This window comes from Shewanella sp. SM21, from assembly GCF_025654335.1.
GTDB classification, from domain to species: Bacteria; Pseudomonadota; Gammaproteobacteria; order Enterobacterales; family Shewanellaceae; genus Shewanella; species Shewanella oncorhynchi.
The window spans coordinates 40,217-51,777 of sequence record NZ_JAKKRL010000015.1 but is presented as its reverse complement, the minus strand read 5'-3'; the positions used below and the strand labels follow the sequence as shown (position 1 = coordinate 51,777).

At 50.1% G+C, this 11,561-nt stretch carries 12 protein-coding genes; all 12 read left to right on the top strand.

Features of this window, described 5'->3' with window-relative positions; genetic code table 11:
• Positions 1–72 precede the first annotated feature (72 nt).
• Genes L5L94_RS18160 through L5L94_RS18105 form a run of 12 tightly spaced genes read left to right on the top strand, consistent with a single transcriptional unit; the run spans position 73 to position 11,543 of the window.
• Positions 73–810, top strand: a complete 738-nt coding sequence (locus L5L94_RS18160) for a beta-ketoacyl synthase chain length factor (protein WP_113941113.1) — start codon at positions 73–75, stop codon at positions 808–810.
• Positions 803–1,678: a lysophospholipid acyltransferase family protein gene (locus tag L5L94_RS18155; protein WP_263164394.1), complete on the top strand. Its 876-nt coding sequence runs from the start codon at positions 803–805 to the stop codon at positions 1,676–1,678. Before L5L94_RS18160 ends, L5L94_RS18155 begins: the two co-directional genes overlap by 8 nt.
• On the top strand, positions 1,662–1,916 hold the full coding sequence (locus tag L5L94_RS18150) for a phosphopantetheine-binding protein (protein ID WP_113941114.1): 255 nt from the start codon (positions 1,662–1,664) through the stop codon (positions 1,914–1,916). The genes L5L94_RS18155 and L5L94_RS18150 overlap by 17 nt, the downstream gene beginning before the upstream one ends.
• A gap of 9 nt (positions 1,917–1,925) precedes the next feature.
• A complete protein-coding gene (locus L5L94_RS18145) occupies positions 1,926–2,174 on the top strand; it encodes an acyl carrier protein (protein WP_011787696.1) in 249 nt (82 codons plus the stop codon).
• Positions 2,174–2,722, top strand: a complete 549-nt coding sequence (locus L5L94_RS18140) for a hypothetical protein (RefSeq protein WP_263140735.1) — start codon at positions 2,174–2,176, stop codon at positions 2,720–2,722. The genes L5L94_RS18145 and L5L94_RS18140 overlap by 1 nt, the downstream gene beginning before the upstream one ends.
• Positions 2,719–4,083, top strand: a complete 1,365-nt coding sequence (locus L5L94_RS18135) for an AMP-binding protein (RefSeq protein WP_113941116.1) — start codon at positions 2,719–2,721, stop codon at positions 4,081–4,083. The genes L5L94_RS18140 and L5L94_RS18135 overlap by 4 nt, the downstream gene beginning before the upstream one ends.
• On the top strand, positions 4,076–4,483 hold the full coding sequence (locus tag L5L94_RS18130; RefSeq protein ID WP_113941117.1) for a thioester dehydrase: 408 nt from the start codon (positions 4,076–4,078) through the stop codon (positions 4,481–4,483). The genes L5L94_RS18135 and L5L94_RS18130 overlap by 8 nt, the downstream gene beginning before the upstream one ends.
• On the top strand, positions 4,477–6,333 hold the full coding sequence (locus tag L5L94_RS18125) for a glycosyltransferase family 2 protein (protein WP_263164392.1): 1,857 nt from the start codon (positions 4,477–4,479) through the stop codon (positions 6,331–6,333). The genes L5L94_RS18130 and L5L94_RS18125 overlap by 7 nt, the downstream gene beginning before the upstream one ends.
• Positions 6,330–7,904 carry a histidine ammonia-lyase gene (gene hutH / locus L5L94_RS18120; RefSeq protein ID WP_263164391.1) on the top strand — a complete coding sequence of 525 codons (1,575 nt, stop codon included), beginning with the start codon at positions 6,330–6,332 and terminating at the stop codon, positions 7,902–7,904. Before L5L94_RS18125 ends, hutH begins: the two co-directional genes overlap by 4 nt.
• On the top strand, positions 7,901–8,332 hold the full coding sequence (locus L5L94_RS18115) for an acyl-CoA thioesterase (protein ID WP_063884990.1): 432 nt from the start codon (positions 7,901–7,903) through the stop codon (positions 8,330–8,332). Before hutH ends, L5L94_RS18115 begins: the two co-directional genes overlap by 4 nt.
• Complete coding sequence (locus L5L94_RS18110) at positions 8,332–9,102, top strand: outer membrane lipoprotein carrier protein LolA (RefSeq protein ID WP_263147773.1); 771 nt, start codon at positions 8,332–8,334, stop codon at positions 9,100–9,102. The genes L5L94_RS18115 and L5L94_RS18110 overlap by 1 nt, the downstream gene beginning before the upstream one ends.
• A gap of 2 nt (positions 9,103–9,104) precedes the next feature.
• The gene (locus L5L94_RS18105) at positions 9,105–11,543 is read left to right on the top strand and encodes an MMPL family transporter (protein ID WP_263164389.1); all 2,439 of its coding nucleotides are present in this window, start codon (positions 9,105–9,107) and stop codon (positions 11,541–11,543) included.
• Positions 11,544–11,561 lie beyond the last annotated feature (18 nt).

The following is an 11,561-nucleotide window of genomic DNA, read 5'->3' as shown; positions in this document are numbered from 1 at the left end:
TGACAATCCATTAATGTTCTAACTTAGTTAGGGATAACTAAGACAGCTTAAATTTAGTGTCGAGGCAAAGTAGTGCAACTAACATTCAGCATTCTCTCTTGGGGCGCTTGGGCCCCCCAATATCAGCACCATCAAAGTTGGCAAACTTGGTGCGAGAGTTCGGCTGAGCTCAATCTCGATACGCCACCACAGTCGGATACCACAGCTCCCGCACTCAAACAAATTCCCGCCATGCAGCGCCGCCGTTTTAGTCGCTTGACTAAGATGATGTTAGAGGTGAGTTTTCAGTGCGAAATGCCTGCAAATTGTCGCTCTATTTTTGCCTCGCGCCATGGAGAGTTACAGCGCACCATTGGCCTGCTCGAAGACATTATCGCCAAACAGCCCTTATCGCCCTTAGGTTTTAGTCAGTCGGTGCACAACACCGCCAGCGGCATTTTTGGCATAGTGGCGGCCAATACCGCGCCTTCAACCTCTGTTGCGGCGGGCACAGAAACCCTGTCCCAAGCTATGGTCGAAGCCTTCGCCCAATTACATCAATCGCCAGAACCATTGCTATTGGTGTTCGGTGATGACCCAGTGCCTCCGGTGTACGATGAGTTTACCCAAGAATTTGAATTACCTTTGGCCCTAGGCCTACAGCTCGCGCCCTTCGATACACCCGCTTCGGCCAAGCTCACGGTGAGCCGCATTTCTAAAGCAACAGCTTTAAATCCGCTGACCTATGGTGCATTTATCCACGCCCTAGCGACGGCGCAAAATATTTCAGGCTGCTTATCCCAATGGCATTGGAGACTTGAGCATGTTTGATGCAGCCCACAGCCATGACGCCGCCAAGGATCATCAAGATTCAATACTCAATGCCGCTTATACCTTGCCGGAAACTCGCCGCGAAGGGCTGAATTATGTGCCACGTTGGCTAGGCGGCGTGAGTTGTTATATCGCCTTTGGCTTAGGCGGCTTATTAAGCTCCTTGACCATTCTGCCGCTACTGCGTTTTTGGCCAGGCACACCAGAGGCGCGGATTATTCGGGTACAAAAGGCCGTGCATTTAATGTTCAAAGGCTTTGTCGCCATGCTCACTTGGGCAGGTGTGATTAAGGTCAGCAGCCACGATGCCCAAAAATTACATGATGCCAAAGGCGTTATCGTCATTGCCAACCACCCCAGTTTAGTCGATGTGGTGGTATTGATAAGTCTCATGCCCAATGCGGGCTGCATAGTCAAACAAGCTTTGTGGCGTAATCCATTTTTGCGGGGTGTGGTGTCCTGCGCGGGTTATATTCCCAATCGCGGCGCCGAATTGATGCTAGAGGATTGCCGCGAAGTGCTCGCAAGAGGCACCAATTTAATCATCTTCCCCGAGGGCACGCGTACGGTGGTCGGTGCGACCATTAACCACTTTGCCCGCGGCGCTGCCAATATCGCCTTAAGGGCCGAAGCGGATATTTTACCTGTGGTGCTACGTACCAATGTCCGTGGTTTGACAAAGGAGCAACCTTGGTATGAAATCCCAAGGCAAACCATGGGAATGGCCGTTGAAATCGGCACAATCGTTTCTTACCAGAAGTACCAAGCGGCTTTAGGTGAGCATGCAAAAATGGCCCGGCAGCTGACGCGGGATCTTGAACATTACTATAAACAACAACTCGAAAATAATTATGAACTTAAACAATGAAATAAAGCAGTTAATCATCGACTGTCTCGATCTAGAAGACGTCAGCATTGATGATATCCAAACCGATGCACCGCTATTTGGCGAAGGTTTAGGCTTAGATTCTATCGACGCCCTCGAGCTCGGCTTAGCCATCAAGAAAAAATTTGATGTCAAAATCGAAGCCAATTCGGATGCCACTAAGGCCCATTTCCACAGTGTTGCCAGCTTAGCTCGCTTTATCGAATCACAGCGTCCATAGGAGAGGAATATGCAAAATCGTGAACAAATCCTCGCTATGCTGACCACTATTTTAGTGGACGAATTCGAAATTGATGCCGAGGCGATTACGCCTGAGGCCAACCTGTATGAAGAGCTCGATCTCGACAGTATTGATGCAGTCGACTTAGTGATAAAACTGCAGCAACTGACAGGTAAAAAGATCCAACCCGATGAATTTAAATCAGTTCGCACAATCAACGATGTGATTAATGCTATCGAAGGTTTAGTTAAAACCTAATGCGAGCCTTGCTACAGGTCTTAACCGCCCTAACTTTGCTGGCCTACCCCGTTGCCGTGTATTTAGGGCTCAGTTACTTGCCTGCTGGCACCATAGCGCTCGTGCTGTGTTTATTGCTGATAATGCGGCTAATGCTACAAAAGCAAAGGGTTAAGACATTAGTTTTACCACTATTGGTGGGGATTGTGCTCACGGCAGGCAGTTATCTTGCCAAGCGCAGTGATTGGCTGCTGTATTACCCAGTAGTGATAAATCTCACTATGCTGGCGCTGTTCAGTTATTCACTGCACACTGGCCCTAGCATGATCGAACGTTTAGCCCGTTTGAAAGAACCCGATTTACCGGATGAAGCCACTGGGTATCTTAAAAAAGTCACGCTACTTTGGTGCGGCTTATTTATCTTCAATGGCACTATGGCGGCTTACACCGCTGGCTTTACTAGCTTAGCAACCTGGACCTTGTATAACGGTTTGATTGCATACGTACTCATGGGACTGCTCCTCGGTGGGGAATGGTTATATCGCAGCTTTTGGTTGAAGAAAACATGACACAGCTACTCAAAAACTGGTTAACCCAAGGGCCCTTTGCCCAACAACTGATCAGCTTTAATCACCACGACATAGTCACAGGTGCATTATTTACCAATCAGGTGGCGTATTTTTATGAGCAACTGCTGGCCGCGCCAGAGAAAAAATGGCTGCTCGCGAGTGATACCAGCGATCTGTTTGCTGTCGGTTTATGTGCGGCGCTGTTAGCAGGCAAGGAAATTATCTTACCAGCCAACACCCAAACGGGCACGCTGAGCGAATTAACCCACCAGTTTGAAGGCATATTGTCGGACAAGCCATTGTGTGAAAGTCAGGCCTTTATTCTACTGAGAAAAGAGCTGAGCCTACCGAGCAAGCCTTGGCCGGCGAGCGAGGCTATCGGCGAACTTGTGCTATTTACCTCCGGCAGCAGTGGCGAACCTAAGGCGATCCGTAAAACACTTCAGCAATTAGACGTTGAAGTCTCAGTGCTCGAACATACCTTTGCCGAACATTTACCCCATTGCAGTGTGGTTTCAACGGTTTCCCACCAGCATATCTATGGCCTGTTATTCAAGATTTTGTGGCCACTCGCCGCCAGTCGGCCATTTTTAAGCGAGCAGATTGAATACCCAGAAACCTTAAGCTATTACACCGCCTTACTGCCAAACCTGTGTTTGATCAGTAGCCCTGCCCAGTTATCGCGTTTACCTAAGGCCTTAGAGCACGAGCGGCAGCTGCGCTCACCCAGCTTAGTGTTTAGCTCCGGCGGGCCCTTAAGTTTTGCAGCGGCTCAGGGGATCAGCCAATGCTATGGCCATCTGCCCATCGAAATTTTTGGTAGCACAGAAACGGGCGGCATCGCCTATCGCCGTCAGCATGAGGCCGATGAACCTTGGCAAGTGTTTGACAGAATATCGATAGATCAAGATCCTAGCGACGGAGCCTTGCTACTTAAATCACCCTATTTAGCCGACGATGAATGGTTGCGCTGCGAAGATAAAATCGAACCGACCGAAAATGGCCAGTTTAGACTCAAGGGCCGACTCGATCGCATCGTTAAGATTGAAGAAAAACGCCTGTCACTGGCGCAAATGGAAACGCTGTTAGGCAGTCACGCCTATGTTGAGCAAGCCGCACTTGTCGTATTGCCGCAGTTTAAATCCCAACTGGGCGCGGTCGTGACCCTCTCCGCACTTGGCCGCAGCGTGCATCAAGAGCAGGGAAAACTCAGTATCAACAATGCGTTAAAAGCACATTTACTGACACAATTTGAGCGAGTCACCCTGCCACGCCGCTGGCGTTATCCCGATATTTTGCCGCTTAACACTCAGGGTAAGCGTGTCACTGCCCAGTTAGTCGAGTTATTTGATCATGATTAAATCGAGTTTACCGCCGATCCTGCATTCCAATATCGGCATGGATAACATTGAATTACGTCTGTTAGTGGCGGCCGACCTTGAATCTTTTAAGGGACATTTTCCCGAGCAAGCCGTACTGCCAGGCGTGACGCAATTAGATTGGGCGGTGCGTTTAGGCTGCCAATATTTCGGCTATTGCGAAGCCGTAGCCAACTTAGAAGTGCTTAAGTTTCAGCAACTCATACTGCCGGGGCAAGAAGTCACCTTAAGCATTAGCAACAATGCGGCTAAGGGAAAACTTACCTTCGCCTATAGCGATGGTGAAAACCGCTACGCGTCAGGTCGTATCGCCTTCGATATCTCGCCCGTTAACAGCAAGCCTTCTGATACCAACAGCAGCGATGGGGCGAGCCAGTGCTAACACCTCCCAGCGACTTAGTTGAGTCGGCGCCCATTAAGCTCGCCTTAGTGATCCCCAATTACAATCACAGTGCCGCAATTGCCCAGACCTTGGCCGAACTCGCCCAATTTAATCTGCCCTGTTATTTGATTGATGATGGCAGCAATGACGAAACCCGTTATCTACTGCAATCCTTAGCCCAAACCTATCCTTGGGTGACTTTGCTGCTGCATCCTTACAACCGTGGTAAAGGCGCTGCTGTGATGACGGGCCTACGCCGAGCCTACCGCGATGGCTTTAGTCATGCACTGCAGGTCGATGCCGATGGTCAACACAATCTAGCCGATATTCCAGCTATGGTAGCAAGGGCGCAGGCTAAACCCGATGCGCTGATTTCAGGCAAACCCGAGTACGATGAATCCGTGCCTAAGGGCAGGCTTTATGGCCGTTATATCACTCATTTTTGGGTGTGGGTCGAAACCTTAAGCTTTGATATTCAAGATTCTATGTGTGGCTTTCGCGTTTATCCGCTGGCCGCTACTGAGCGATTACTGCGCCAGCAAGCCTTAACGGAGCGAATGGATTTTGATATTGAAATCCTCGTCAAACTCTACTGGCAAGGGGTGGAAATTTTATTCCAGCCGACTAAGGTGATTTATCCCGAAGGTGGTGTTAGTCACTTTCAAGGTGTGGCCGACAATGTGCGCATCACTAAACTGCATACCAAGTTATTTTTCGGCATGCTCAAACGCCTGCCTTGGCTATTGAAGCGTAAATCACAGCAACAAGCCTATGTTTCAGAGACCTCATCGAAGCAGCAAATAACTGCGACCACCCATTGGTCGGGCATGAAGGAGCGCGGCAGTTACTGGGGCATCAAACTGTTAGCCGAGAGCTATCGCTTTGGCGGCCATTGGTTGTGCCGCGCCATTATGTATCCGGTGATTTGCTATTTCTTTCTCACAGGCAAAGTCACCCGTAACGCCTCGTTAGACTTCCTGCGCCGCGTACAAGTACTTGAGCCGCAACATCCTAAGCTCAATCAGCCCATAGGCTGGCGCGATAGCCTGAATCACTTTTTAGCCTTTGGCAATGCCGCACTCGATAGAATCGATGCCTGGTGCGATCGCATCCAATTGAGCCAAGTGGATTTCCCCGATCGCCAAGTGCTGGCCGACCAACTCGAAAGCGGTAAAGGCGCCGTGTTATTGGTGTCTCACCTTGGCAATTTAGAACTTTGCCGCGCCATTTCAATCCACCAGCGCAAAGTCAAAGTGAATGTCATGGTGTTAACGAGCCATGCGGAAAATTTCAATAAGGTACTCAAACAGTTAAATCCAGATAGCACGCTTAATCTTATTCAAGTGACCGAGCTTAACCCCGCGACGTCTATGCTGTTGCAGCAAAAAATAGAAGCCGGTGAACTGGTGGTGATCGCGGGCGATAGAACCTCGCCGAATACCCAAGGTCGCGTCATGTACGCGCCGTTTATGGGTCAAGATGCCGCGTTTCCCCAAGGGCCGTTTATTTTGGCTGGCTTACTCGATTGCCCTGTTTTTTTAATGTTTTGTCTGCGGGAACAGGGCCGTTATCGGGTGCATTTAGAACACTTCGCCGAAACACTTAAAGGCCCAAGGGCGGGCAGAATGGACAGATTACAGCAGGCAGTAAATCGCTACAGCGAACGCTTAGAATACTTTGCCAGACGCGAGCCTTTGCAATGGTTTAACTTCTTCGATTTTTGGCGTAAAGACAGCGAATTAGAACGCGCATCAACCAATTCAGTACAAGCCGATGCTGTAACAACAGAATCAGCATCACCGCAGATCCCAGAGCAGGATCATAAGACAGACAGGACTAGTCATTCATGAGCCACACCCAAGCCGCCGACTCAAAGAATCAATCAGACTTAAAGACTGTTGAGTTCGGCCGTCAATTTCTTACCTTAGAACAAGTGGTTGCCGTCGCCAAGGGCGCACCAGTCATGCTCTGTGATGATGCGGATTATCAAGAATATATTCAAAAAGGTGCGCGCTTTATCGATAGCCTGCTGCACGAAGAAGGCGTGGTTTATGGTGTAACAACTGGTTATGGCGACTCTTGCACAGTCAATGTGAGCTTAGATCTGGTCCACGAATTGCCACTGCATTTAACCCGCTTCCACGGCTGCGGTTTAGGCGAGACCTTAAGCATAATGCAGGCCCGCGCTGTGATGGCTTGCCGTTTAAACTCCTTAGCCATTGGCAAATCTGGCGTGACCTATGAGCTATTAAAGCGCATCGAAACTTTGCTCAATCTCAACATAGTCCCTGTAATCCCAGAAGAAGGTTCGGTCGGCGCCAGCGGTGATTTAACGCCGCTGTCGTATTTGGCCGCCGTGTTAGTCGGCGAGCGCGAAGTGATTTACCAAGGTGAGCGCCAAGCGACTCAAGCTGTGTACGTTAAGCTCAACATCACCCCGCACGTACTGCGGCCAAAAGAAGGCTTAGCCCTGATGAACGGCACGGCTGTGATGACGGCCTTGGCCTGTTTAGCCTTCGATCGCGCCCAATATCTTGCCCGCTTAAGTAGCCGCATTACCGCTATGGCTTCGTTAACGCTAAAAGGCAACTCGAACCATTTTGATGAAATCTTATTTGCCGCTAAACCGCATCCAGGGCAAAACCAAATCGCCACTTGGATACGGGAAGATTTAAATCACCACGAACATCCACGTAATTCTGACAGGCTGCAGGACAGATATTCCATCCGCTGCGCGCCGCACATTATCGGCGTGTTGCAGGATGCGCTGCCGTTTATGCGTCAGTTTATCGAAACCGAAGTCAACAGCGCCAACGATAACCCAATTGTCGACGGCGAAGGCGAGCATATTCTCCACGGTGGCCATTTTTACGGCGGCCATATCGCCTTTGCGATGGATTCACTGAAAAATACTGTGGCTAACTTAGCCGATCTTATCGATCGCCAAATGGCACTGGTAATGGATCCTAAGTTTAATAATGGCTTACCCGCTAACTTATCCGGCTCAACCGGCCCGCGCCGCGCAATTAATCATGGCTTTAAAGCGGTGCAAATTGGCGTATCGGCGTGGACGGCAGAAGCGCTCAAACACACTATGCCCGCCAGCGTGTTCTCACGCTCAACCGAATGCCACAATCAAGACAAGGTGAGCATGGGCACTATCGCCGCCCGCGATTGTATGCGCGTGCTGCAATTGACCGAACAAGTCGCAGCGGCTGCATTACTCGCCATGACTCAAGGCATTGGCCTGCGTATCGCCCAAAATGAGCTGGACGAAGCCTCGCTCACCCCTTCATTGGCGAAAACACTCGCCCAAGTGCGCGGTGATTTTGAGACCTTAATTGAAGATAGGCCGCTTGAAGCCGTGCTGCGCCAAACCATAGCTAAAATCCAAGCGGGTGAATGGGAAGTGTGCCGATGAAATCATTGCTCACTATCGATATGGAAATGCAAATCCCCTTCCACGATGTGGATTCCATGGGGATCACTTGGCATGGCAATTACCTGCGTTATTTCGAGATTGCTCGCTGCAAGCTGCTCGATGAGTTGGGCTACAACTACCGCCAAATGCAAGCATCTAACTATGCGTGGCCTATTATCGATTTGCAGATTAAATACGTCAAAGCTAGCACCTTCGAGCAAAAAATCACGGTACGTGCCGAGTTAGTCGAGTGGGAAAACCGCTTAAAGATCAATTATCAAATCCGCGACGTCGAAACCGGTGCGCGCATCACTAAGGGTTATACCATTCAAGCAGCGGTCGATATGAGCACCCAAGAATTGTGCTTTGTTACCCCAGACGTATTCCGTGACAAAATCGCCACCCTGCTCGCCAAGGTGGAAGACTAATGAACTCAGTACTCACGAAGAGCTCTGTGCTGGCGAAGTGTGCATTATTTCTCTGCTTGGCTTGTGCTTTGATAACCCTGCCACTCAAAGCAGAAACCTTAGCTGAGCCCGGTGTTTATCAAACACTCTTTAGCCAAAGTGCGGATACCGCGCAGCTTGTCGCCTTAAGCCAAAAGCTTAACTTGGGCGAAACGGTGCGAGGCCAGTTTGTGCAATCTCGGCAACTAAAGGTGCTCAAAAAGCCGTTAATCAGCCAAGGTCAGTTTATCTTCGACAAAGAGCAAGGGCTGATTTGGCAGCAGATAAAACCCTTCGAATCCCTGCTGATTTTAAAGGATAAGCAGCTTATTCAGCGCGATAGCCAAGGTCGAGTCCAAGTCAGCAAGGCCGATGCGAATGCCAGTGCTGCCGCTATGGGGGATTTATTGCCCAGCCTAGTGCGCGCTATGCTCGGCGGTGATATTTCCGGTTTAAGTGAGAACTTTGAACTGCACTTCCTAATCGCAGACAGGTTAAAAACAGAAAGCTTGAGCACAGACGGCCAATGGCAATTAGGCCTAACGCCCAAAGATCCCTTAATGAAAAAAGCCATCGCCAATATGGTGTTAGAGGGTGGCGATACCTTGCAATCCTTAGTGCTGCTGAGCGCGGCGCCGAGTGTGAGCCCTCAGGATATGACCCGCATCGACTTTAGTGCGCTTTCCCAAGGCAAACTCAGCGAAACCGAATTGGCGCAATATGCTGTGGCTGACAAGGCGAATAAACCTTAGCCATGGCCAACTTCGCCGCGCGCGCCAATCAAGCGCTAATGCAATCATCCCCTAAATGGCGCCTAGCTATTTGGTTGCTATTGATGCTGTCTGCCAGTCTGTGGACTTTGCAACTCTGGCAAAACGGCGCACGGATGCAGAGCGATATCCTCGCCATGCTGCCCCATTTACAGCAGGACAAACTCACAGAACGCGCCCTTAACCAAGTTGAAACCACGCTCGCCGATCAAGTCTATATTGCACTCGTCGCCAAGGATGAAACCACGGCAATCGCTGCGGCTAAGCTGTTGATGCAAAAGCTTGAAGCTGACCTTGTTGCAAGGGGTAAGCAAGGCGCGCTCACAGATATTCGCAGCGCCGATATGCAGCTCGGTGAAGCGTTGGGGCAATATTATTTCCACCACAGATTTAAATTACTGACAGCACCACAAGCTGAGGCGTTAGCAACGAAAGACATTGGAAATCTGATTGAAGCGGCCACGGCGCAGCTTTACAACGCCTTCAGTTACGCCAATAGCAACTTGCTCGCCCAAGATCCGCTGTTGTTATTCCCCGCCAATTTACTCGCCCTCGCGCCGAGTTCAAAAGTCAGGACCAGCCAAGGGATACTGCTCGCGAATCAAGGCGATAATGTCGCCGCGGTTGTTATGGCAAAGGGCCAAGAAAGTGCTTTTAATCCCAATGCGCAATTGGCGCAGATGACGGCATTAGCCCTAGGATTGGATGCGGTTAAACAAAGCTATCCCGATATTACACTGCTTAAGGCTGGTGCCCTGTTTCACGCGATTGCGGCGACCCAAACGGCTAAGAGTGAAATCTCGATCCTCGGTCTTGCATCCTTACTTGGGGTAATAGCTTTAGTCTGGCTGGCGTTTCGCTCAGTGATGCCGCTACTGTTGGCAATCGTTACCATTTCCAGCGGGCTGTTGCTGGCAGTGACTTTTACCTTAAGCGTGTTTGGCGAGCTGCATTTACTCACCTTAGTATTTGGCACTAGCTTAATTGGCATTGCCATCGACTACAGCTTTCATTTTTACTGCGAGCGCTTAAGCGATACCGAACGCAACGCAAAGGCGACGGTCGCGTATATCTTCCCCACAGTGACACTTGCCTTTATCACCAGTGCCTTAGCTTATGTGGGCATAGGTTTAGCGCCGTTTCCTGGGATGCAGCAAGTGGCGATTTTCTGCGCCGCGGGACTACTCGGGGCCTATCTCACCCTCATTCTCGCCTACCCACAGTTAGCGGGAAGTCGTTTGCCATCGGGCTCCCGCCCATTAGCGTTAGCGGGGAAGTACCTTGCCAACCTCACTCAGTTATCCAACCGATTGACCACACCTTTAGGCATGGGCATGTTTGCTTTAGTGATAATGGTGTGGTGTCTGGTTGGCGTAACAAAGTTAACCGTCGATGACGATATTCGCCATTTGCAGCAAAGCCCCGCAAGCGTGACTGAACCTGAAAATCAGCTCAGGCAGCTACTCAGCGGCGGCACAGATAATCAATTCTTACTGGTACGCGCCGCGAGTGAAGAAGCGTTGCTGCAGCAGCTTGAGCGAGTGTCGCCACTGCTCGATGCCGCTATTGCGAACCAAGAGTTAGGCAACTACGTCAGCCTCAGCCGATATCTTCCCAGTCATCAAAGGCAAGACACGGCTTATCGCTTACAGGGTGAAATCTATCAAACTCAGATAGATACTGTGCTCACAAGCCTTGGGTTGGATGAGAACTTAAAGCCAGAGCTGCAAGCAAGCTACTTAGCAGCTAAAGAGCAATATATCAGTCCAGCAGATTTCTTTACGCTAGAGGCAGGCAAGCAACTCGCACCGCTGTGGCTAGCACCAAATAGCAAGGCCACCGACTATGACGTTCTAAATGATGGCGGCGCGAGCGCTGAGCATGGTGCCATTGTCTTGCTTGGCGGCATTAAACAGATCGACGCGATCAAGGCGCGCTTTGCCCATGATGAAAGCGTACAATTTATCGATAAAGTCGCGGATATCTCCGCCGTCATGGGCCATTACCGACAGTTAACTCTAAAGCTGTTAGCGCTCGCACTCGGTATCGCACTCTTGTTGTTTAGCCTGAATTTTGGCATTAAAAAAGCCGCGGTTGTCGTTGCCGTTCCAGCCCTTGCGGCCTTGCTAACGCTTGCAACCTTAGGCTTAACGGGCTCGCCACTGAGTCTGTTCCATGCACTCGCGCTCATTTTAGTTTTCGGGATTGGGATAGACTACAGCTTGTTCTTTGCCTCTGCTCAAAACCACGGCAAGGCAGTGATGATGGCGGTATTTATGTCCGCCTGCTCGACCCTATTAGCCTTTGGTTTACTCGCCTTTAGCCAGACCCAAGCGATTCATTATTTTGGTTTAACCCTGTCACTAGGTATAGGTTTAACCTTTTTACTTTCGCCACTGATTTTAACGACTAAAAAGTCCTGATAACGACAAGGAACGTAC